The following is a 21,298-nucleotide window of genomic DNA, read 5'->3' on the forward strand; positions in this document are numbered from 1 at the left end:
GAGCCGGTCATGGTCGTGCGGGTCTGGCGGGCGCTGGTCGAGATGATCCGTATCAGCCGCGAGCGGTCCCGGGCCCGGTATCAGCTCGCTGCGATGACCGAGCGGGAGCTTCTGGACTTTGGAATGACACGGTCGGAGATCGCCTACGAGCTGCATAAGCCCCGCCGGCGGAAATAGAGAGCGAGCGACGACCGGGCGCTGATCGTCGAGGACAATCTGATCGTCGCAATGGCCGCGGAGATCATCCTGTTCGACCTCGGCGCCCGCATGCGCGCGAACGCCTCGCATATATTCAGTCCGGCAACGCATGCAGCACGCCGCATGCCGTTGCCGGCTGCGCGCCAAGACCTTGCGCAACTGCCGATAAAATCAGCAGGCTTGTGCGATCTCGCGCAGGCATGCGCGAAAAATTTGAAGGTTCAATTAACGAGTGTCCCCCATTGTGTCGCGGTGCAGCGTGGGTCGCAACGGCGCGACGCGCGGCTGCCGGGGTGGCCAGGGACGATCGTCGGACGCGTTCGGCCGCTCGAAGTCACATGCATCTGGGTGGACAGTGGGAATGCCGAAGTTTCGTTTGCGGATCAGGGGACGCCTGTACGCAGGCTTCATGGCCCTTGTGGCGGTTGGTGTCGTGATGGCGGTCGTCGCCGTCTGGAATTTGCGGGCGGTGCAGGACCAGGTCGCAAGACAATCCGCGCTCTCGGACAGCACGGCGCGGGTGCTGGAGATTTCCACCCACCTCCAGGCGATCCAGCGGGCCAATCTGCGTTACGTCTACGACGCCAATGAGCCCGCGATGAAGGAAGCGCAAGAGCGGGAGGCCGCGGCGACCGAGCTGTTGCAGGTCGGGGCGAAGGGCACGCTGTCGGAGGAGCGGCGAAGGCTTTACGAGGGCCTCATCGACGACATCGCCCAGATGCGACGTCTGCGTGACAAGCTCGGGGACGCCGTCAACGAGGCGAGAACGGGCAAGGCGACGCTGCTGCCGAGCGGGGAGGACCTCACCGTCAAGATGAGCAAGCTGGTCGATACGGCGCGCGCAGCCGTTGATGAAGACACCGCGGCTCTGGTCGCCGACCTTGAATCCCGGGTCCTTCTCGTTCGGGTCGCAAACTGGCGTTTCCTGGCCCTGCGGGACACCCAGGGGCCTGCGAATTTCCGGGCGAGTGTGGACAGGGCAGCACAACGGCTCTCGGCGATCGAGAAGAGTCCGCAGGCGGCGGAATTGCGAACCACGCTCGCGCCGCTGAAGACCGCTCTCGGAATCTACAAATCCGCGTTCGAGACGACCTCCGCCGCGATGCTTCAGGCCGACGAGATCTATCACAAGAACCTCGCCCCGCTCATCGTCGAGAGCATCGGCAAGCTCAAGGCCGCGGAAACGACCTTGAAGAAGGATTACCGGGATTCGCGCACCAATGCCGAAGCCGTGATCGCGGGCACGACGACCGTTCAGGAGATCGCCGGCGGCCTTGCCATCCTGTTCGGCGGCATCGTCGCCTTCCTGATCGCCCGCAGCATCGTCGGTCCCCTGACCTCGATGACGGGCGCGATGGGGCGGCTTGCCGGCGGCAATCTCGAGGTCGAGATTCCCGGCCGCGGCAAGGCCGACGAGATCGGCGACATGGCCAAGGCGATCCAGGTGTTCAAGGACAACATGATTGACACAGAGCGCATGCGTGCCGAGCAGACCGAGCTCGAGGCGCGGCAGGCAGAAAGCCGCAAGGCCGATATGGTCAGGCTCGCCGACCAGTTCGAGCAGGCGGTTGGCGAGATCGTCAACACCGTATCGTCGGCATCGGGTGAGCTGGAAGCTTCCGCCGGCACCCTGACCACGACCGCCTCGCGCGCCCAGGATCTGTCGACCGAGGTGGCGTCCGCATCGCAGGAAGCCACCGCCAACGTGCAGGCGGTCGCCTCTGCCACCGAGGAGCTGTCCTCCTCGGTCAGCGAGATCGCCCGCCAGGTGCAGGAATCCGCCCGCATCGCGGGAGAGGCGGTCGGTCAGGCCAGCAGGACCAATGACCGCGTCGGTGAGCTCTCCAAGGCGGCCTCCCGGATCGGCGACGTGGTCGAACTGATCAGCACGATCGCCGGCCAGACCAACCTCCTGGCGCTGAACGCCACCATCGAGGCAGCGCGCGCCGGCGAAGCCGGCCGTGGCTTCGCCGTCGTGGCTTCCGAGGTCAAGGCGCTCGCCGAGCAGACCGCCAAGGCGACCGGCGAGATCGGCCAGCAGATCGCGAACATCCAGGCGGCCACGGAGCAATCGGTCGGCGCCATCAGGGAGATCAGCGGCACCATCGAGCGGCTGTCGGAGATTTCCTCGACGGTCGCCGCCGCCGTGGAACAGCAGGGCGCCGCCACGCAGGAGATCTCGCGCAACGTGCTGCAGGCCGCTCACGGCACCCAGCGCGTCTCGACCAATATCGGCGACGTGCAGCGCGGCGCGTCGGAGACCGGTTCGGCCTCCTCGCAGGTGCTCTCGGCGGCGCGCTCGCTGTCGGCCGACAGCAACCGCCTCAAGCTCGAAGTCGCCAAGTTCCTGGACTCGGTCCACGCCGCCTGAGCGTGAAAAGCAAAAGGCCACGCGCATGCGCGTGGCCTTGAAGCGCGACGTGGTGCGATCAGGCCACCTTGGTCGTCATGTGCCTGAACATGTTGGCTCTCGCCTCGTCGTCCATCTCGGCCTTGAAGGTGAACTTGTCCTTCAGGGCGATCGCGCGCGCTGCCGCCGGGCGCGCCGAGATCTCGTCCACCAGCCGCTTCACGTTCGGGTATCGCGCAAAGGCGTCGTCGCCGAGCTTGAACGGCACCATCCGCGCCCAGCCCCACAGCGCCATGTCGACGATTGAATAGCTGTCGCCGACCATGTAGCGGCGGCCTTCGAGGTGACCGTCGAGAATCTTGTAGTGGCGATCGGTCTCGTACTGATAGCGGTTATGGGCGTAGTCGTGGTTCTGGTCCTTCGGCGCGAAATGCTTGAAGTGCACGGCCTGACCCGAATACGGCCCGACGCCGGTCGCCACGAACATCAGCCAGGACAGCATCTCGCCGCGCACGTTGGCTGCGGGCAGGAACTTGCCGGTCTTCTCGGCGAGATAGAGCAGGATGGCATTCGAATCGAACACGATGGTGCCGCCATCGTCGATCGCCGGCACCTTGGCGTTCGGATTGATCTTGAGGAACTCCGGCGTGAACTGCTCGCCCTTGCGGGTGTCGATCTTGACCGGCTCGTAGGGCAGGCCGGACTCCTCGAGATAAAGCGCGACCTTGGTCGGGTTCGGCGATCCGTTGAAATAGAATTTGAGCATCGGGCATCTCCCCAGTGGCTGTTGCCGAGAGCAAACGCAGCGTCATTGCGGCTGGCGTCCTTCTCTTGCCTGAACCCGTTGCGGGAGAGCAACCGGCGAGTTTGCCGGGCGGTATCTGCGCGCGGCGCAGATCAGCCAGCGTAACAAAGACCGATCGCCGCCGTAATGACCATCGCCGCGCCGACCGCCTCCAGCCGCAGCCCGAGCCGCGCGGCGAGATGCATGTCGGAGGCCCGCGCCTTGCGCTCCGACCCGCGCGCGTAGCCGTGGACGATGACGTCGTGATTGAAATTGTCGTGGGCCTCGTTGCTGCTGGCGAGCCCGACGCAGATCACCAGCACGCCGAACAAGGCGAGCCCGAAGAATCCCAGGAGCGCGATCAGGAACATCGGAAACATGCCGAGCAGGAAGATCGGCAGCAGCGGCACCAGCAGCAATGTCTCGGACTGTCGTCGCATGGGAGCAAGACCGGTCAAGACGGACTGATCGGGTGAATCTAGTCCTGATGGCGTCGGGTTTCAACTGCCGCCGTCATTCCGGGGCGCGCGAAGCGCGAGCCCGGAATCCATTGGGCCGCTTGTACTGTAGCTGGATGGATTCCGGGCTCGCTCGCTTCGCTCGCGCCCCGGAATGACGGAGAGAAACTACTCCGCCATGCCGGCGCGGATCTCCGCCCGGAGCTCGTCGATCAGCCTGAGACCCTTCTTGGTCTCGACGTGCCAGAAGGTCCAGCCGTTGCAGGCCTGCGCGCCCTGCGCCACGGCGCCGATGCGGTGGATCGAGCCGACCTTGTCGCCCAGCATGATGGCGCCGTCGGCGCGGACGAGGGCGCCGAGCTTCTTCTTGGCGTCGAACAGTTTCGTGCCGGGCATGATCATGCCGCGCTCGATCAGCTCGGAGAACGCCACGCGAGGCGCTTCGCGCGCGGTCATGAACGGGGCGAGGCTCTCTTCCGGCAGCGGCTCGACCGCTGCGATGCGCGCTTCGGCCGCCTTCGCATAGGTCTTGTCGCGCTCGAAGCCGATATAGGAGCGGCCGAGACGCTTTGCGACCGCGCCGGTGGTGCCGGTGCCGTTGAAGGGATCGATCACGAGATCGCCGGGCTTTGACGAGGACAGCAGCACGCGCGCCAGCAGGCCTTCCGGCTTCTGCGTCGGATGCACCTTCTTGCCGTCGGCGCCCTTGAGACGCTCCTCGCCGGTGCAGAGCGGGATCAGCCAGTCGGAGCGCGCCTGAACGTCCTCGTTCGCCGCCTTCAGCGCCTCGTAGTTGAACGTGTAGCCCTTGGCCTTCTCGTCGCGCGCGGCCCAGATCATGGTCTCGTGCGCATTGGTGAAGCGGCGGCCGCGGAAATTCGGCATCGGGTTCGACTTGCGCCAGACGATGTCGTTCAGGAGCCAGAAGCCGAGGTCCTGCATGATCGCGCCGACGCGGAAGATGTTGTGATAGGAGCCGATCACCCAGATCGTCGCCGACGGCTTCATGGCGCGGCGGGCGGCAAGCAGCCAGGCGCGGGTGAAATCGTCATAGGCGGAGAAGGAATCGAACTTGTCCCAATCGTCGTCGACGGCATCGACATGGGATTCGTCGGGGCGCTTGAGATCGCCCTTGAGCTGGAGATTGTAGGGCGGATCGGCGAACACGAGATCGACCGAACCAGCTTGAAGCTTCGACATCTCGGCGACGCAATCGCCGAGGGTGATGCGATGCGACGGGGACTCAAAATTTGTGCGGGGCGCCCTTGCAGACGCCCCGCGACGCGACTCTACCATGACTCAAGAACTCTGACTCAGGCGACGCTGTCGGCGACGCGGGACCAAACAACCGACTGGCCCTTACATTGAAGGCGCAAAGTAAAAATCGACTTAACCCGCCGCTTTCGTGAGCAGTCCTCGCACCGCGCGTTGTGCGCATGTCGACGTGCACATTCGGCGTGTTTTGCAGCGTATTTCGCATTTCGTCGCATCGCGGGAGCAATCATGGCTCCAAAAAGGCGCCAAATTTCTCTCGGAAAAAGTTGCTCGACCCTCGGAAAAAATTGCTGGCATCGGCATGTTGCCGCACTAGGCAATTTTTGCCGACCACGATATTGATAAAAGCAAAGGAAATTTTACGTGTGTGGCGCGTTGAGCTTTCGCGTCTCTGCGCGCCGACGAAACTGGATCAGGGACCCCAAAGGGAAGGCCGCCATGCGTTACGATGATTTCCGCCGCAGCGACGACATCGAGGATCGTCGCGACGAGGGTGGCGGGTTTGGCGGCGGCGGAGGCGGCGGGTTCGGCCTGCCGATGGGCGGCGGCGGGCTCGGCATCGGCACCATCATCGTGCTCGGCCTGATCGGCTATGCCTTCGGCATCGACCCGCGCATCCTGATCGGGGGCGCCGAGATTCTGACGGGCGGCGGCCAGGCGCCGACCTACCAGACCGATCGCCAGGCGTCCTCGGGCAAGCGCGGCGCGCCGACCGACGAGATGGGCAGCATGATCTCCGGCATTCTCGGCGAGATCGACGATCGCTGGAGCGAGATCTTCCAGGCCAGCGGCCAGTCCTACACCGGTCCGAAGATCGTGCTGTTCCGCAACGCCACCAATGGCGGCCGGTGCGGCATGGCGCAGTCGGCGATGGGGCCGTTCTATTGCCCGCCGGATCGCACCATCTTCCTCGACACCAGCTTCTTCCGCGAGGTCGAGACGCGCTTTCGCGGCTGCTCCGGCAAGTCCGCGTGCAACTTCACCACCGCCTACATCATCGCGCATGAGGCCGGCCATCACATCCAGAACCTGCTCGGCATCATCCCGCGCGTGACGCGGCTGCAGCAGCAGGCCGGCAGCAAGGCCGAGGCCAATGCGCTCCAGGTGAAGGTCGAATTGCAGGCCGACTGCCTGTCCGGCGTCTGGGTCAATCGCGAGTCCAAGAAGCGTCCGAACTTCCTGGAGCCCGGCGACATCGACGCCGCGCTGACCACGGCGAGCGCGATCGGCGACGACACGCTGCAGCGCCAGGCCACCGGACGCGTCGTGCCCGATTCCTTCACCCATGGCTCGGCGGCGCAACGCAAGCAGTGGTTCATGACCGGCTACCAGCAGGGCACGGTGCAAGCCTGCAACACGTTCGGTGGCGGGGCGTTGTAACGACCGACGGCCTCGTGCCCCGGACGCGGCGCGAATTATGATGCGCCATTGCGCATCTGGGAGTCCGGGAGTAGTGGCGTCATCCTGAGGTGCTCGCCTCTTGGCGAGCCTCGAAGGATGGCGAGCCCGCGGCCCATCCTTCGAGGCTTGCCGTGCGGTGTGCTTGCACCGCACTGCGCGCACCTCCCGAGCGAACGCAATTGCGTTCGTCCGGGGATGATGGCGGTGGTTTGGAAGCAGGAGTGAAGTCGTGGCGTCCATCGACGAGTCAAAACAATTCATCCCGCTCAACATCGCGGTGCTCACCGTGTCCGACACGCGCGCGCTCGCCGACGACAAGTCGGGCCAGACGCTGGCCGACCGCCTCACGGAGGCGGGCCATCATCTCGCCGCGCGCGAGATCGTCACCGACGACGTCGAGGCGATCCGCGCCGTGATCCGTCGCTGGATCGCGGATGTCGGCATCGACGTCGTCATCACCACCGGCGGCACCGGTTTCACCGGGCGCGACGTCACGCCGGAGGCGATCGAGCCGCTGTTCGAGAAGCGCATGGATGGATTCTCGATCGCGTTCCATATGCTGAGCCACGCCAAGATCGGCACGTCGACGATCCAGAGCCGCGCCACCGCGGGCGTTGCGGGCGCGACCTACATCTTCTGCCTGCCGGGCTCTCCCGGCGCCTGCCGCGACGCCTGGGACGGCATCCTCAAGGCCCAACTCGACTATCGCACCCGTCCCTGCAATTTCGTCGAGATCATGCCGCGGCTGGACGAGCACCTGCGGCGGCCGAAGGCGCAGGGCGCGACGGTGTAGTCGCGCGCTGGCGCGAAATCAGAGATCGCGCTCCCACGTCTCCCCGACCAGATCGGCACCGAAGCTGTGGTGCTTCTCTTCCTTCACGAGCCTGAAGCCTGCACTTTGATAGATGCCGCGTGCGGCGACCAGGATGCTCTGGGTCCACAGCGTCATCCTGCTGTAGCCCCGCTCGCGTGCGCCCTGGATGCACTGCTCGACCAGTGCGCGGCCGACACCGAGCCCGCGTGCCTTCTTCTCCACCTGCAACAGGCGCAGCTTTGCGATCTCGTCGGTGGCCTTGACCAGAAAGATCGAGCCGACCGGCTCGCCACCGACTTCCGCGATCCAGCAGTGCTCGCGTGCGGCGTCGTAATTTTTGATGAACTGCGCGCAGATCTCGGCGACCAGCGCCTCGTAGCTGATATCCCAGTTGTAGTCGGCGGCATAGGCGGCGGCCTGCCGGGAGATGACCCAGCCCATGTCGCCGACGCGATGGCTGCGCAGCATGAAAGCCGCGGGCTGGCTTCGACGTGGCTCCAGCACGGTTTCGATGGTCGCCATGGCCTGCGTGAGCCGCGTTGCATCGCCGGGCGAAAGCTGAGCCAGCATTGCTGCGACCTCGTTTTGCGAGCCCAGGTTCAGCTTGGCGAAGGATTGGCGACCCTTGGCGGTGAGGCTGAGCTGGTATTGCCTGCGATCTGCGGGCAGGGGCTTTCGCGTGATCAGCCCCTTTTCGTCGAAGTTTTGCACGATGCGGCTGAGATAGCCGGGGTCGAGACCAAGCTCGGTTCCGATCTCCTTTGCCGCGAGGTCGTCGCGATGGGCGAGCTCATAGAGCACGCGGGCCTCGCTGAGCGAAAACGGGCTCTTTCCAAGATGCTGGTCGAGCACACCAAGCTTGCGGGTATAGAAGCGGTTGAAGGCGCGAACCGCTGCGATTTGGTCGTCGGTACCGTCGATTGCCATGGCACACCTCGATACTTGCCATTGTCAATTAATTATTTGACTTTGGCAAGTATGGGTGACTTCAGCCGGCCATGACGATCCGGCTGCGCAGCATGGTTCTCGACGAGCGGCCGAGCCGCCGCAGCAGCCGCGCCTCGGAACGGCGGGCCTGCGGCGGATAGCCGCCGAGCCGATCGTAATGATCACGCGCGATCAAAAGTCCCTGATCGCCGAGCGGACCGACGAGCTTGCGCGCCACGGCCCGGAGGATGTCGCGGATCCCGGTGTCGGCGTAGGGCGAGCGCGCATAACGGAACACCGCGGCACGATCCCGGCCGCTGCTCGAGACGGTCTGGATGAAGTGGGTGGTCTCCTCGATCCAGCCGGTTTCCAGCACGGCGCCTGCGGGAAGGAACATCAGCCACGGCGAGCGCGCCTGCAGCGCGCCGGCGGCGAGCGCGGCACCTTGCGAGGAACCCTGGAAGCCGACGAAACGGCAGCCGGCAACGTCGGCAACGCGCTCGATGACGCCGTTGCCGGTGCCGTCGACCAGGAGGACTTCCCGGATGATGCCGGCCGCGGCCCCAGGAACCAGCGCAGCCAGAGTTGCGACCGCCGTCTGTTCGACGCCTTCGGTCGGTATGATGACGCTCAGCATGATCGAGGCTTCACTGTCTTAAATTTCGGGCGAAGCGTAGCTTGTTATGATGGTGTCATAAACACGCGGCGCTGCCGAGCGCAACTTTTGGCCAGCGCCTCGGCGTTCGATGGTAAACTGCGCGGACCGTTGCATCCAAATATGTCCCGCGCGGGGTGGCAACGTTGCCGAATGTGTCGGAGTAAACCCGCCGGTCCGTACTAATCCGGGGTTAAGCGACCGACCTCGGTGCAGACCAGGATATTCGAATGAACGCCGATCAACTAGCTGCCAGCGCAGCGGCAACATCCGCCAGAGCGGAGGCCGTGCCGACCTTGCGCATCCGGGCGCTGATGCTGGGCGACCGCATCAACGCCTCCGGCCTCGAACTCGGCGCGCTGGTGTCCTCGACGCCGGCCGCCTTCCGCGTTCACGCCGGGCTGGCCGTGATCTTCCGCTACGGCGTCGTGGTGCTGATCGGCCTCCTCCCATCGGAGGAGAAGGTCGTCATCGACAGCCTGAAGTCGCGGGTGATCGGCGAGCTCAGCCCCCATGAGGAGGAGACCGCGCAGGCGCAGCTCTGCAAGGACGAAAACGCCGAGGTGATCCAGCCGGGCGGACCGATCTGCCTCGCCAAATTCACCGACGACCGGCTGCTCCTGATCGCGGATGCGCTCGCCAAGAGCACCTCGCTGGCGCGCGACGAGCGGCGCGTTGCCGCGGTCTTCGACGTGATCGAACCCCTCGCGCACAAGCTTGCCGAGCAGGGCCGCACGCCGTCACGACGCAAGGGCATCCTGCAATTGATCGGCAACGCGCTACTCGTCCAGCAGCGCGTGGCCGGCCGCGTGGCCGTGGCCGAGAAACCCGACGTGCTCTGGGAGAAGCCGGAGCTGGATCGGCTCTACGCCCGTCTCGAAGACGAGTACGAGCTGAAGGAGCGGCTCGACACGCTCGAGCGCAAGCTCACGGCGGTGTCGGAGACCGCCAACGCGCTGACCGACATCATCGACACCCAGCGCTCGCTCCGCCTCGAAATCGCGGTGGTGGTGCTGATCCTGATCGAGGTCGCGATGAGCGTTTTTCAGATCTCGTCGGGGACTCACTGAGCCGCGGCGTGCGGGCTGCGCGTGACTGTGCCCTCTCCCCTTGCGGGAGAGGGCAGCACCGCTGGAAGACGGAATTCACCAGGGTGAGGGGTGTCTCTCCGCGTGTCTGGACTCGTAGGGTGGGCAAAGGCGCGCTTGCGCCGTGCCTACCATCGATCCAGCACTGCGACCGAAGTGGTGGGCACGCTTCGCTCGCTCCACCCTACGATACTGTCTCCGCGCGCCTGCATAGTGCTCTATGATGCGCGCTGTTGCCGGATTCTCCGTCATTGCGAGCGAAGCGAATCAATCCAGAATCCCGCCGCAGAGCCAGTCTGGATTGCTTCGCTTCGCTCGCAATGACGGGTTGGCTGACATCACGCGCTAGTTGGATGCGCTCGCCATCGCTCGCAGTACCGCCGCGCAATGCCGCGCGATCGCAAGCTCCTCATTGGTTGGAATGACGAACACCTCGATGGCACTGCCGCCGTCGCTGATCCGTTCGCGCGCCGCGTCGTTTGCAGCCGCATCGATCCGCACGCCGAGCCAGGCGAGACGCTCGCCGATTCCGGCTCGGATCTCGCCGGCGTGTTCGCCGATGCCGCCGGTGAACACCAGGCCGTCCAGTCCTCCAAGCGAACTCGCCATCACCGCGATCTGCTGGGCGGCGCGGAAAGTGAACAGATCGACCGCCTCCCGCGCCGCAGCCTCGCGGCTCGCGAGCAGCGTGCGCATGTCCGAGGAGATGCTGGAGACGCCGAGCAGGCCTGATTGGTGATAGAGCAGGTGCTGGACGGCCTCGACGGACATCCGCTCGTGCTGTTGCAGATAGAGCAGCACGCCGGGATCGATCGTGCCGCCGCGTGTGCCCATCACCAGGCCGTCGAGTGGCGTCAGCCCCATCGTGGTGTCGACACGCAGCGCGCAGAGGCTCGCGCCATTGCCGAGATGCGCGATGACGGTACGCTTCGCGCCAAACTCCGGCGCGATCTCGGTCAGACGGCCTGCGACATATTCGAAGGAGAGGCCGTGGAAGCCATAGCGCCTGACGCCGCGCTCGTCATAGTGCCTCGGAATGGCGAAACGGCGCGCGGGTGGCGCGAGATCGTGATGAAAGGCGGTGTCGAAGCAGGCGATCTGCGTCAGGTCGGGCCGGATCGCCGAGATAGCGCGGACCGGCTCCAGGCAACGCGGCTGGTGCAGCGGCGCCAGCGGCGTCAGCGCCTCCAGCTTGGTGTAGACGTCGTCCGTCAGTTCGACCGGCCCGAAGTAATCCGGCCCGCCATGAACGATGCGGTGGCCTATGGCGCGCAGGCGGTGCTCGCCGAAACGCGCGTTCACGAAGGCCAGCACGTCGGCGAACAGCTGACCGCCGTCCGCGTCCGATGCTTCCCTCTGCTTCTCGAACAGGTCCTCGCCCGCGGCGCTCTTCACGACCAGCCGGGGCTTTGCCTCGTGCTCATCAAGCAGGCCCTTGCAGAGCAGGGCAGGGTCGGCCGCGGAGACGTCGAACAGGCCGAACTTGATGCTCGACGAACCGGAGTTGAGCACGAGGACGGTGTCCGACATGGCTTCAGTCGCCGGCTTCAGCCGGCGTGTTGCCGCCTGCGCTGCCCGGCCAGACCCAGTCGCGGACCTCCGGCATGTCCTCGCCGTGCTCACGCACATAACGTGAATGCGCGATCAGCTTGTCGCGGAACTGCTGCTTCACATGCGCCGCCTTGGTGGCTAGCCCCGGAACGCGCTCGATCGCCTCGATCGCGAGGTGATAGCGGTCGAGCTCGTTGAGCACGACCATGTCGAACGGCGTCGTCGTGGTGCCTTCCTCGGCAAAGCCGCGCACATGCATGCCGGCATGGTTGGTGCGGCTATAGGTCAGCCGGTGGATCAAAAAGGGATAGCCGTGATAGGCGAAGATCACGGGCTTGTCGCGCGTGAACAGGCCGTCGAAGTCACGGTCGGAGAGGCCGTGCGGATGCTGCTCCTTCGGTTGCAGCGTCATCAGGTCGACGACGTTGACCACGCGGATCTTCAAATCCGGCAGCGCCTTGCGCAGGAGGTCGACGGCGGCGAGCGTCTCAAGCGTCGGCACGTCGCCGGCGCAGGCCATCACCACGTCGGGCTCGCTGATGGCATCATCCGTGCCGGCCCAGGTCCAGATGCCGATGCCGGCATCACAATGCGTGATGGCTTCCTGCATCGACAGCCATTGCGGCGCCGGCTGCTTGCCGGCGACGATCACGTTGACGCGATTGTAGGTGCGCAGGCAGTGGTCGGCGATCCACAGCAGGGTGTTGGCATCCGGCGGGAAATAGATGCGGACGATGTCGGCCTTCTTGTTGGCGACGAGATCGACGAAGCCGGGATCCTGATGGCTGAAGCCGTTATGATCCTGGCGCCAGACATGCGAGGTCAAGAGATAGTTGAGCGAGGCGATCGGGCGCCGCCATGGCAGATGCCGCGTCACCTTCAGCCATTTGGCGTGCTGGTTGAACATGGAATCGACGATGTGGATGAAGGCCTCGTAGCAGGAGAAGAAGCCGTGGCGCCCCGTGAGCAGATAGCCTTCGAGCCAGCCCTGGCACAGATGCTCGCTCAGGACCTCCATCACGCGGCCGTCCTGCGCGAGATGCACGTCGTAAGGTTCGGTCTGCTCCATCCAGACGCGTTCGGTGGCCTCGAACACTGCGTCGAGCCGGTTTGACGCGGTCTCGTCAGGACCCATGATGCGGAAGTTGCGCTCGTCAGCATTGAGGCGGATGACATCGCGCAGGAATTTGCCGAGCTCGCGTGTCGCTTCCGCGACGACGGCGCCGGGCCGCGGCACCTCGATGGCAAAGCTGCGGAAGTCCGGCAGCTTCAGCTCTTTCTTCAACACTCCGCCATTGGCGTGCGGATTGGCGCCCATGCGGCGATGGCCTTCTGGCGCAAGCGCCTGGAGCTCGGGAACGAGCGCGCCGTTCGCGTCAAACAGCTTTTCGGGCTCGTAACTGCGCATCCAGTCTTCGAGCACCTTCAGATGTGCGGGGTTCTCGCGGCAGCCCGCAACCGGGACCTGGTGCGCGCGCCAAAAACCTTCGACTTTCTTGCCGTCGACCTCCTTCGGCCCGGTCCAGCCCTTGGGGCTGCGCAGCACGATCATCGGCCAGCGCGGCCGCTCGATGTTCTTGCGATCGTGGCGGGCGTGCTGCTGGATCGAGCGGATGCTGGCGAACGCGACATCTAACGCGTCCGCCATGGCCTGGTGCATCAATTTGGGATCGTCGCCCTCGACGAACAGCGGCTCGTGGCCGAATCCGCGGAAGAGATCGCGGATCTCCGCATCTCCCATCCGCCCGAGCACGGTGGGGTTGGCGATCTTGTAGCCGTTAAGATGCAGGATCGGCAGCACCGCGCCGTCATGCGCCGGGTTCAGGAACTTGTTGGAGTGCCATGACGCCGCGAGCGGGCCGGTTTCCGCCTCGCCATCGCCGACGACGCAGGCGACGATCAGGTCGGGATTGTCGAGCGCGGCGCCATAGGCATGCACCAGCGCGTAGCCGAGTTCGCCGCCTTCATGGATCGAGCCCGGCGTCTCGGGCGCGGCGTGGCTCGGAATGCCGCCGGGGAAGGAGAACTGCCTGAACAGGTTGCGTAATCCGTCCGCATCGCGCGCGATGTCGGGATAGATCTCGCCGTAGCTGCCTTCCAGATAGGTGTTGGCGACCATGCCCGGGCCGCCATGGCCGGGACCGCAGACATAGATCACGTTGAGGTCGAGCGCACGGATGACGCGGTTGAGGTGGGCGTAGATGAAGTTCAAACCGGGTGTCGTGCCCCAATGGCCGAGCAAGCGCGGCTTGATGTGCTCGGGCCGCAGGGGCTCGCGCAGCAGTGGATTGTCGAGCAGGTAGATTTGCCCGACGGAGAGGTAGTTCGCCGCCCGCCAGTAGCGATCGAGGAGGTCGAGGTTGCTGCTCGCGGCAGCCGATTGTTGTTGATTTGTCATGTTCCTGCCGATTCTTGCCGACCTTCAACCAGTGATCGTCATCAACCCTGTTCCGGCATGATCGATCCGTCGCGGGATCAAACGGGATCGCGGTGACAGCGTGTTGCGTGAGGTCAAAGGCGGCCGCGCGAAGTTTGGGCAGCTCTACTGTGCATGGGGTTGTTTTCACGTTTCTTGTTCTTGATTTGTTCCTTATGCGTGCTATCTTGGCTTCATGAGTCCAGCATCCTCTCATGCTCTCAAGCACCCGCCGGTCACGGCGCCCTCCGAGCCGGCGGGTGCGGACTCTGATTTTCCTGAGCTCGGCGTCGCCATCGACCGCGCGCGCCGGCGAGGGCGGGGCGCACAGTCCAACGTCAGTGGCCGCTACGAGGCCGAGGCCCGCGTCGCCTTCGATGATGGCTGGCAGAGCCTGGAGGAGCTGCCGCCGTTCAAGACGACGGTCGCCGTCGACACCTCGCGCAAGGTGATCACCCGCAACGATTCGCCCGATATCGGCTTCGACCGCTCGATCAATCCCTATCGCGGCTGCGAGCACGGCTGTGTCTACTGCTTCGCGCGGCCGACCCATGCCTATCTCGGCCTGTCGCCGGGGCTCGACTTCGAGTCGAAGCTGTTTGCCAAGCCCGAGGCGCCGGCACTGCTCGAGAAGGAGCTTGCAGCCTCCGGCTACGAGCCGCGAATGATCGCGATCGGCACCAACACCGATCCCTATCAGCCGATCGAGCGCGAGCGAAAGATCATGCGCGGCATTCTCGAGGTGTTGGAGCGCGCCGGCCATCCCGTCGGCATCGTCACCAAATCGGCGCTGGTCGTGCGCGACATCGACATTCTCGCGCGGATGGCGAAGCGCAACCTCGCCAAGGTCGCGATTTCGGTGACCTCGCTCGACCCGAAGCTGGCGCGCACCATGGAGCCGCGGGCAGCGACGCCGCCGAAGCGGCTGGAGGCGCTGAAGCAGCTCTCGGACGCCGGTATTCCGACCACCGTCATGGTCGCGCCCGTGATCCCCGCGCTGAACGATTCCGAGATCGAGCGCATTCTGGATGCCGCCGCCCATGCCGGCGTCAAGGAAGCCTCCTATGTGCTGTTGCGGCTGCCGCTGGAGGTGCGCGATCTCTTCCGCGAATGGCTGATGGCGAACTATCCGGACCGCTACCGCCACGTCTTCACGCTGATCCGCGACATGCGCGGTGGCCGCGACTACGATGCGAAATGGGGCGAGCGCATGAAGGGCACCGGTCCGATGGCCTGGACCATCGGCCGCCGCTTCGAGATCGCCTGCGACAGGCTCGGCCTGAACAAGCGGCGCTCCAAGCTGACGACGGATCACTTTGCAAGACCCAAGCGGAACGGCGATCAGCTCAGCCTGTTCTGATTGGAGCAATGGAAGAGGCGTCGCATGAGCAAGCAGTTGCCGCCGGTGCCGCGGCTCACCGTCATCACCCTCGGCGTCAGCGACATCCGCGCCAGCATCGCCTTTTACGACGCGCTCGGCTTCTCGCGCCGGCTCAAGGCGACCGGCGAGGCGGTCGCCTTCTTCGACACCGGTGGTCCGGTGATCGCGTTGTACCCCTGGGATCAGCTCGCGGCCGACGCGACCCTGCCGGACCAGCCGAGGCCAACGACCTTCCGCGGCATGACGCTCGCCTGGAACTGCGCCACGCGCGAGGAGGTCGATACGGTGCTGGCCTTCGCAATCGACAAGGGAGCGAGGCTGCTGAAGGCTGCGCATGAGACCGATTATGGCGGCTATTCCGGCTATTTCACCGACCCTGACGGCCATCCCTGGGAAGTCGTGGTCGCGCCCGGTATCGAGGTCGGCGCGGACCGGCGGGTGCATCTGGGAGAGTAGGGCGGTCTGAATAACGGGAATTATCCGGGGTTCCCGGTTGCGCTGGCGGGGCCGCTTGCGCACGATCCCGGCCATGATTCGGGACAAGTCCGCCAAAAAATCGGCCAAAGACACGCTAAAGAAGGATGCTACGAAGAAGGCAGCGTCTTCCAAGGCGGTGAAGGTCGTGGTCAGCAAGGACGAGGATAGCGGCAAGGCCAAAAAAGGCATCATCGCCATCGCGCCGCCGAGCTTCCGCCGCGAGCGCGCGCTGATCAAGCGCGGCGTCTGGCCGGTCGCCGGTTGCGACGAGGCCGGCCGCGGCCCGCTCGCCGGCCCCGTGGTGGCGGCCGCCGTGATTCTCGACCCTGACCGTATTCCCCGCGGCATCGACGATTCCAAGCGGCTCACCGCGGAGGAGCGCGAAAAGCTGTTCGACAAGATTTGCGCGACCGCGCAGGTTTCCGTCGTCGTCGCCTCGCGCTCGCGGATCGACCGCGACAACATCCTGCGCGCCTCGCTGTGGGCGCTCAAGCGCGCGGTGGTGGCGCTGCCCGAACAGCCGCGCCATGTCTTCGTCGACGGCCGCGACCGGCTCGACACGCCCTGCGACTGCGAGGCGGTCGTTGGCGGCGACGGCATCGTGCTGTCGATTGCGGCAGCCTCGATCGTCGCCAAGGTGACGCGCGACCGGCTGATGTGCGCGCTGGCGCAGGACTGCCCCGGCTACGGCTTCGAGCAGCACAAGGGCTACGCCGTCCCCGAGCATCTCGACGCGCTCGACCGCCTCGGTCCCTCCATCCACCACCGCAGCTTCTTCGCCCCCGTCGCCGCCGCCCGCGCCAAGCACATGCCCTGGACCGTCGAGCCGGTGCGGGATTTGTTCGAGGTCACCGAGGTCGAGGTGCAGGTGGAGGCGCAGATCGAGATCGACGCGTCCACGGGCCTCTAGCATTTCCCTCCCGGTGCGACGCTCTTCGCCTCTCCCCACGTGCGGGGAGAGGCCGGAATGCATCGAAGATGCATTCCGGGTGAGGGGGAGTCTCCGCGAGTCCCGCTCTCACCATGATTGCGGAGCCAGCCCCTCACCCCGACCCTCTCCCCGTAAGAACGGGGAGAGGGAGAGAGTCTCGGTTGCCACGACGCGCGCCCCCCATTATCAAAACAGATGTGAGCGAATAGGGCCGGCTGGACGGGTTGGCTGCATCTTTCGGACGTTGCATGCGGTTTACCTCCCTGGTCATCGAGCTCATTCGCGCCCGGCCGCGGCTGATCGTGTGGATCGTCGTGCTGCTGCAGGCGGCGATGTGGCTGTTCGTGGCGCTGGTGTTCTACCGCAGCCCGCCCGGCAGCCTCGCAACGCTGCTGGCCTTCGGACGCGAATACCAGGTCGGCACCGATCTCGGCCCACCCTTGCCAGTCTGGCTCGCCGACATCGCCTATCGCGCCGCCGGCGGCCATATGTTCGGCGTCTATGTGCTGGCCGAGCTCTGCGAGATCGCGACCTTCATCGCGCTCTACCATCTCTCCCGTGCCGTGGTCGGCTCGCAGCAGGCGGTGCTCGCCGTGCTGCTGACCATGACGGTGCTGGCCTTCTCCTCGTCCGCGCTCGACTTCGGCCCCCTGGTGCTGGCGCGGCCGCTCTGGGCGCTGCTGCTGCTGCACACCTGGCAGATCATCGGCCAGCGCCGCGGCAATGCCTGGTTCGCCTGGTCGATCGAGGCCGGGCTCTTGCTGCTGACGACGCCGGCGGCGATCTTCCTCCTCCTGCTGCTCGTCGTCTTCGCGGTCTCGACCGCCGGCGGCCGCCGGACGCTGCGTTCGCTCGATCCGCTGTTCGCGCTGATCGTCGTCGCCGTGCTGGCGCTGCCCTATGCGGCCTGGCTGATGCGTGCCGAGACGCTGGTCCTGCCGACCCTGCCGCACGTCGCTGAGCTGAACGCCCGCGCCATTCACACGGCCTGGCTGCTCGGCGGCCTCGTGCTCGGCGCTGCGGCGATCCCGGCGCTGGCCTTCCTCAACACCGGCTGGTTCGCCGGCAAAAGCGAGGAGCCGCCGATCATCTACCGCCCGCCGGTCGAGCCGCTCGCGCGCAACTACGTCTACTTCTTCGCGCTGGCGCCCGCGCTCGGCGCGGTCCTGATCTCCGGCCTGCTCGGGCTCGAACCCGTCGTCGGCGGCGCCGGCGTCGTGCTTGTGATGTCCGGGCTCGCCGTGGTCGTCGCCGCCGGCGATCTCATTGCGATGCGCCGCGCGCGCGTGCTGCGCACGGTGTGGGCCGCCGCTATCGCCGCCCCCGCCATCGGCGTCGTGCTCGCCGTCCTGCTGCTGCCCTGGACCGGCACCGGCGAGATCGCGACCTCGATGCCGGCGCGCGCGATCTCGGATTTCTTCGACGAGAGCTTCGCCCGCCGCACCAACCATCGCCTGCGCGCGGTCGCCGGCGAGACCCAGCTTGCGAGCCTGGTCACGCTGCATTCGGGACGGCCGCATCTGTTCATCGATGCCGACCCTGCGCGGACGCCGTGGATCAATCAGGTCAAGTTCAGCGAGACCGGCGGCGTCGTGGTCTGGCGCGCCTCCGACACTGCCGGCACCCCGCCGCCGGACATTCTCAAGCGCTTCCCCGGCATTGTGCCGGAGGTACCGCGCGCCTTCGAATGGCTGGTCAACGGCCGCCAGCAGCTGCTGCGCATCGGCTGGGCCATCGTGCGGCCGAAGGGGGCGTGATGTCATTCCGGGGCGCGGCGAAGCCGCGAACCCGGAATCCATCGAACGGCAGAGTTGGTGGATGAATGGATTCCGGGTTCTCGCTTCGCGTGCCTCGGAATGACGGCGTGTATGCGGCTACGCCGCGCCTTGCGCCAGCACCTTCGCGATCGCGCGCAGATCCTGCCAGGCCAGCCGCTTGTAGGACGGCGAGCGGAGCAGATAGGCCGGATGAAACGTCGGCAATGCGCGGATGGTGCGCTGGCCGGTGTCGTAATCGAACCAGCGCCCGCGGGTGCGCATGATGCCCTCGCGGGTCGACAGCAGCGTCTGCGTCGAGGGATTGCCGAGCGTCACCAGCACGTCGGGATTCACGAGCTCGATCTGGCGCTGGATGAAGGGCAGGCACACCTGCGTCTCCTGCGGCGTCGGCGTGCGGTTGCCGGGCGGCCGCCAGGGAATGACGTTGGCGATGTAGGCGGTGGTGCGGTTGAGGCCTATGGCTCCTATCATCAAATCGAGCAGTTTGCCGCTGCGCCCGACGAAGGGGAGCCCTTCGATGTCCTCGTCGCGGCCCGGCGCTTCGCCGACAAACATGATGCGCGCCTGCGGACTGCCGTCGGCGAACACCAGCCGCGTCGCGGTGTGCTTCAGCGCGCAGCCTTCGAAGCCTTGCATCAGCTCGCGCAGCGCCTCCAGCGTCGGCGCGGTGCGCGCCGCCTCACGCGCGGACGCGATGGCGACGTCGGGCGCGGGCGCGGCTTCGCCGCGCATCACCGCGGGCGCAGCAATCGGCCGTGGCGCCTCGACCGGCGGCGCCGCGCGCGGGGCCGGCGGCGGGGCATCCAATTCCGCCAGACGGTCGATCGGTTCCTCCGCAAGCGCGCAGTCGACGCCGGCCTCCAGATAGAAGGCGAGAAGTTCTCGGACGGTGGGTGCGGGTTCGGGTATCATGGGAAAGTCTGACTATTAGTTCAGTTTAGGGCGCCTTGCATCCCGCCGGAACGCATTTCCGAGGTTGTCCTACCCGGAAAAATCGGAAACAAGAGGGCGCAAACGACCAAGGAACCGTCTCAAGGGCTGAGATCAGATGAGCACCGAAGAACTTCCCCCGCGCGAATCCATGGAATTCGACGTCGTCATCGTCGGCGCCGGCCCCTCGGGCCTGGCCGCGGCGATCCGGCTGAAGCAGCTCAACGCCGATCTCAACGTCGTCGTGGTGGAGAAGGGCTCCGAGGTCGGCGCGCACATCCTCTCCGGCGCCGTGATCGACCCGATCTCGCTCGACAAGCTGATCCCCGACTGGCGCGAGGATGCCGACTGTCCGTTGAAGACCCAGGTCAAGGACGACCACTTCTACTGGATGTTCGGCGACAACCGCATCAAGCTGCCGGGCTTCGCGATGCCGTCGCTGATGGACAATCATCACTGCTACATCGGCTCGCTCGGCAATGTCTGCCGCTGGCTCGCGCCAAAGGCGGAAGCGCTCGGCGTCGAGATCTATCCGGGCTTTGCCGCGACCGAGGTGCTCTATGACGACAAGGGCGCGGTGCGGGGCATCGCGACCGGCGACATGGGGATCGCCAAGGACGGCACCCACAAGGATTCCTACACCCGCGGCATGGAGCTGCTCGGCAAGTACACTCTGTTCGCCGAAGGCGCGCGCGGCTCGCTGTCGAAGCAGTTGATCGCGAAGTTCGCATTGGACGCCAAGAGCGAGCCGCCGAAGTTCGGCATCGGCCTGAAGGAAGTCTGGCAGATCGATCCGGCCAAGCACAAGAAGGGCCTGATCCAGCACTCCTTCGGCTGGCCGCTCAGCAATTCCACCGGCGGCGGCTCGTTCCTCTATCACTACGACGACAACCGCGTCGCGGTCGGCTTCGTCGTGCACTTGAATTACGACGATCCGTATCTGTCGCCGTTCGATGAATTCCAGCGCTTCAAGACCCATCCCTCGATCCGCGACGTGTTCGAAGGCGGCAAGCGTCTCGCCTATGGCGCGCGTGCCATCACCGAAGGCGGCTACCAGTCGGTGCCGCGGCTGACTTTCCCGGGCGGGGCGCTGGTCGGCTGCGCCGCGGGCTTCGTCAACGTTCCCCGCATCAAGGGCGTCCACAACGCGATGGGCACCGGCATGCTCGCCGCCGAGCATGTCGCCGGGGCTCTCGCCGAAGGCCGCGCCAATGACGAGGTCGTCGCCTACGAGAACGCCTGGCGCGATTCCGCGGTCGGCAAGGACCTCTTCAGGATCCGCAACGTCAAGCCGCTGTGGTCGAAGTTCGGCACTCTCCTCGGCGTTCCCCTTGGCGCACTCGACATGTGGACCAATCAGCTGTTCGGCTTCTCGCTGTTCGGCACGCTCTCGCACGCCAAGCCCGATCGTGCCACGCTCGATCCGGCCAAGCAGCACACGCCGAAGAACTACCCCAAGCCGGACGGCAAGATTTCCTTCGACAAGCTGTCCTCGGTATTCCTGTCCAACACCAACCATGAGGAGGACCAGCCGGTCCATCTGAAGGTGACCGACATGAACCTCCAGAAGACCTCGGAGCACGACGTGTTCGCCGGTCCCTCGAATCGCTATTGCCCGGCCGGCGTCTATGAGTGGGTCGAGGAGGGCGCGAGCCCGCGCTTCCAGATCAACGCCCAGAATTGCGTCCACTGCAAAACCTGCGACGTGAAGGATCCCAACGGCAACATCACCTGGGTTCCGCCGGAGGGCGGCGGCGGCCCGAATTACGAGGCGATGTAAGAGCGGCGAAGGTCACAAAAGGTGATCTGGCGCACGTTCGCGTGAGGAGCCGGCTGCGGCCACCGGTCGCGGCCACGATAAGGCCATAGTAGCGGCGTCTTGGG

General features: G+C 65.7%; 18 protein-coding genes. 10 read left to right on the forward strand and 8 right to left on the reverse strand.

Translation table 11 applies throughout. From position 1 onward, the window contains the following. Positions 1-9 precede the first annotated feature (9 nt). Both GPL20_RS13725 and GPL20_RS13730 read left to right on the forward strand, forming a co-directional pair. Positions 10-177: a YjiS-like domain-containing protein gene (locus tag GPL20_RS13725; RefSeq protein ID WP_157330008.1), complete on the forward strand. Its 168-nt coding sequence runs from the start codon at positions 10-12 to the stop codon at positions 175-177. A 382-nt stretch (positions 178-559) separates the two neighbouring features. Beyond that, positions 560-2,569: a methyl-accepting chemotaxis protein gene (locus tag GPL20_RS13730; RefSeq protein WP_157330009.1), complete on the forward strand. Its 2,010-nt coding sequence runs from the start codon at positions 560-562 to the stop codon at positions 2,567-2,569. Between the two features lie 58 nt (positions 2,570-2,627). Here the strand turns inward: GPL20_RS13730 and GPL20_RS13735 are convergent, their stop codons facing one another. From GPL20_RS13735 to GPL20_RS13745, 3 genes are all read right to left on the reverse strand, one after another. Continuing rightward, on the reverse strand, positions 2,628-3,314 hold the full coding sequence (locus GPL20_RS13735) for a glutathione S-transferase family protein (RefSeq protein WP_157330010.1): 687 nt from the start codon (positions 3,312-3,314) through the stop codon (positions 2,628-2,630). A 131-nt stretch (positions 3,315-3,445) separates the two neighbouring features. Then, on the reverse strand, positions 3,446-3,772 hold the full coding sequence (locus GPL20_RS13740; protein WP_157330011.1) for a hypothetical protein: 327 nt from the start codon (positions 3,770-3,772) through the stop codon (positions 3,446-3,448). Positions 3,773-3,958: 186 nt separating this feature from the next. Next, entirely contained in the window at positions 3,959-5,086 is a 1,128-nt protein-coding gene (locus GPL20_RS13745; RefSeq protein WP_157330012.1) for a site-specific DNA-methyltransferase, read from the reverse strand. A gap of 417 nt (positions 5,087-5,503) precedes the next feature. Here GPL20_RS13745 and ypfJ point away from each other — a divergent pair, with 417 nt between their 5' ends. Both ypfJ and moaB read left to right on the forward strand, forming a co-directional pair. Next, complete coding sequence (gene ypfJ / locus GPL20_RS13750; RefSeq protein WP_157330013.1) at positions 5,504-6,445, forward strand: KPN_02809 family neutral zinc metallopeptidase; 942 nt, start codon at positions 5,504-5,506, stop codon at positions 6,443-6,445. A 250-nt stretch (positions 6,446-6,695) separates the two neighbouring features. Next, the gene (gene moaB, locus GPL20_RS13755; protein ID WP_254125766.1) at positions 6,696-7,259 is read left to right on the forward strand and encodes a molybdenum cofactor biosynthesis protein B; all 564 of its coding nucleotides are present in this window, start codon (positions 6,696-6,698) and stop codon (positions 7,257-7,259) included. A gap of 18 nt (positions 7,260-7,277) precedes the next feature. Here the strand turns inward: moaB and GPL20_RS13760 are convergent, their stop codons facing one another. Both GPL20_RS13760 and GPL20_RS13765 read right to left on the reverse strand, forming a co-directional pair. Continuing rightward, positions 7,278-8,207: a bifunctional helix-turn-helix transcriptional regulator/GNAT family N-acetyltransferase gene (locus tag GPL20_RS13760; RefSeq protein ID WP_157330014.1), complete on the reverse strand. Its 930-nt coding sequence runs from the start codon at positions 8,205-8,207 to the stop codon at positions 7,278-7,280. A gap of 61 nt (positions 8,208-8,268) precedes the next feature. Then, entirely contained in the window at positions 8,269-8,844 is a 576-nt protein-coding gene (locus GPL20_RS13765; RefSeq protein ID WP_157330015.1) for a glycosyltransferase family protein, read from the reverse strand. A 248-nt stretch (positions 8,845-9,092) separates the two neighbouring features. Between GPL20_RS13765 and GPL20_RS13770 the strand changes: the two genes are divergently transcribed. After that, positions 9,093-9,932: an RMD1 family protein gene (locus GPL20_RS13770; protein WP_157330016.1), complete on the forward strand. Its 840-nt coding sequence runs from the start codon at positions 9,093-9,095 to the stop codon at positions 9,930-9,932. A 363-nt stretch (positions 9,933-10,295) separates the two neighbouring features. Here the strand turns inward: GPL20_RS13770 and GPL20_RS13775 are convergent, their stop codons facing one another. Together GPL20_RS13775 and GPL20_RS13780 are read right to left on the reverse strand one after the other, a co-directional pair. Then, a complete protein-coding gene (locus tag GPL20_RS13775; RefSeq protein WP_157330017.1) occupies positions 10,296-11,480 on the reverse strand; it encodes an acetate/propionate family kinase in 1,185 nt (394 codons plus the stop codon). A 4-nt stretch (positions 11,481-11,484) separates the two neighbouring features. After that, positions 11,485-13,899 (reverse strand): phosphoketolase family protein, encoded by a 2,415-nt coding sequence (locus GPL20_RS13780; protein WP_157330018.1) that lies wholly within the window; start codon positions 13,897-13,899, stop codon positions 11,485-11,487. 214 nt (positions 13,900-14,113) lie between these two features. Between GPL20_RS13780 and GPL20_RS13785 the strand changes: the two genes are divergently transcribed. The 4 genes from GPL20_RS13785 to GPL20_RS13800 all read left to right on the forward strand — a co-directional run bounded on the left by GPL20_RS13785 (position 14,114) and on the right by GPL20_RS13800 (position 18,463). Then, positions 14,114-15,277, forward strand: coding sequence for a PA0069 family radical SAM protein (locus GPL20_RS13785; RefSeq protein ID WP_157330019.1), 1,164 nt, complete (start codon positions 14,114-14,116; stop codon positions 15,275-15,277). A 24-nt stretch (positions 15,278-15,301) separates the two neighbouring features. Continuing rightward, positions 15,302-15,754 (forward strand): VOC family protein, encoded by a 453-nt coding sequence (locus GPL20_RS13790; RefSeq protein ID WP_157330020.1) that lies wholly within the window; start codon positions 15,302-15,304, stop codon positions 15,752-15,754. A gap of 73 nt (positions 15,755-15,827) precedes the next feature. Continuing rightward, positions 15,828-16,685 carry a ribonuclease HII gene (rnhB, locus tag GPL20_RS13795; protein WP_157330021.1) on the forward strand — a complete coding sequence of 286 codons (858 nt, stop codon included), beginning with the start codon at positions 15,828-15,830 and terminating at the stop codon, positions 16,683-16,685. Positions 16,686-16,954: 269 nt separating this feature from the next. Continuing rightward, positions 16,955-18,463 (forward strand): glycosyltransferase family 39 protein, encoded by a 1,509-nt coding sequence (locus GPL20_RS13800; protein WP_157330022.1) that lies wholly within the window; start codon positions 16,955-16,957, stop codon positions 18,461-18,463. A gap of 117 nt (positions 18,464-18,580) precedes the next feature. Here the strand turns inward: GPL20_RS13800 and GPL20_RS13805 are convergent, their stop codons facing one another. Beyond that, positions 18,581-19,396: a uracil-DNA glycosylase gene (locus tag GPL20_RS13805; protein WP_157330023.1), complete on the reverse strand. Its 816-nt coding sequence runs from the start codon at positions 19,394-19,396 to the stop codon at positions 18,581-18,583. A gap of 136 nt (positions 19,397-19,532) precedes the next feature. Here GPL20_RS13805 and GPL20_RS13810 point away from each other — a divergent pair, with 136 nt between their 5' ends. Continuing rightward, positions 19,533-21,194 (forward strand): electron transfer flavoprotein-ubiquinone oxidoreductase, encoded by a 1,662-nt coding sequence (locus tag GPL20_RS13810; RefSeq protein ID WP_157330024.1) that lies wholly within the window; start codon positions 19,533-19,535, stop codon positions 21,192-21,194. The last annotated feature ends 104 nt before the right edge of the window (positions 21,195-21,298 follow it).

The organism is Bradyrhizobium cajani, from assembly GCF_009759665.1.
Lineage (GTDB): Bacteria > Pseudomonadota > Alphaproteobacteria > Rhizobiales > Xanthobacteraceae > Bradyrhizobium > Bradyrhizobium cajani.

Excerpts from the sequence above, each read along its gene's own strand:
- GPL20_RS13800 (WP_157330022.1), top strand. The coding sequence starts at position 16,955 with ATGCGGTTTACCTCCCTGGTCATCGAGCTCATTCGCGCCCGGCCGCGG.
- GPL20_RS13725 (WP_157330008.1), top strand. The coding sequence starts at position 10 with ATGGTCGTGCGGGTCTGGCGGGCGCTGGTCGAGATGATCCGTATCAGC.
- GPL20_RS13730 (WP_157330009.1), top strand. The coding sequence starts at position 560 with ATGCCGAAGTTTCGTTTGCGGATCAGGGGACGCCTGTACGCAGGCTTC.
- GPL20_RS13735 (WP_157330010.1), bottom strand. The coding sequence starts at position 3,314 with ATGCTCAAATTCTATTTCAACGGATCGCCGAACCCGACCAAGGTCGCG.
- GPL20_RS13740 (WP_157330011.1), bottom strand. The coding sequence starts at position 3,772 with ATGCGACGACAGTCCGAGACATTGCTGCTGGTGCCGCTGCTGCCGATC.
- rnhB (WP_157330021.1), top strand. The coding sequence starts at position 15,828 with ATGATTCGGGACAAGTCCGCCAAAAAATCGGCCAAAGACACGCTAAAG.
- GPL20_RS13780 (WP_157330018.1), bottom strand. The coding sequence starts at position 13,899 with ATGACAAATCAACAACAATCGGCTGCCGCGAGCAGCAACCTCGACCTC.
- GPL20_RS13810 (WP_157330024.1), top strand. The coding sequence starts at position 19,533 with ATGAGCACCGAAGAACTTCCCCCGCGCGAATCCATGGAATTCGACGTC.
- GPL20_RS13745 (WP_157330012.1), bottom strand. The coding sequence starts at position 5,086 with ATGGTAGAGTCGCGTCGCGGGGCGTCTGCAAGGGCGCCCCGCACAAAT.
- GPL20_RS13785 (WP_157330019.1), top strand. The coding sequence starts at position 14,114 with ATGAGTCCAGCATCCTCTCATGCTCTCAAGCACCCGCCGGTCACGGCG.
- GPL20_RS13790 (WP_157330020.1), top strand. The coding sequence starts at position 15,302 with ATGAGCAAGCAGTTGCCGCCGGTGCCGCGGCTCACCGTCATCACCCTC.
- GPL20_RS13765 (WP_157330015.1), bottom strand. The coding sequence starts at position 8,844 with ATGCTGAGCGTCATCATACCGACCGAAGGCGTCGAACAGACGGCGGTC.
- GPL20_RS13805 (WP_157330023.1), bottom strand. The coding sequence starts at position 19,396 with ATGATACCCGAACCCGCACCCACCGTCCGAGAACTTCTCGCCTTCTAT.
- GPL20_RS13770 (WP_157330016.1), top strand. The coding sequence starts at position 9,093 with ATGAACGCCGATCAACTAGCTGCCAGCGCAGCGGCAACATCCGCCAGA.
- ypfJ (WP_157330013.1), top strand. The coding sequence starts at position 5,504 with ATGCGTTACGATGATTTCCGCCGCAGCGACGACATCGAGGATCGTCGC.
- GPL20_RS13760 (WP_157330014.1), bottom strand. The coding sequence starts at position 8,207 with ATGGCAATCGACGGTACCGACGACCAAATCGCAGCGGTTCGCGCCTTC.
- GPL20_RS13775 (WP_157330017.1), bottom strand. The coding sequence starts at position 11,480 with ATGTCGGACACCGTCCTCGTGCTCAACTCCGGTTCGTCGAGCATCAAG.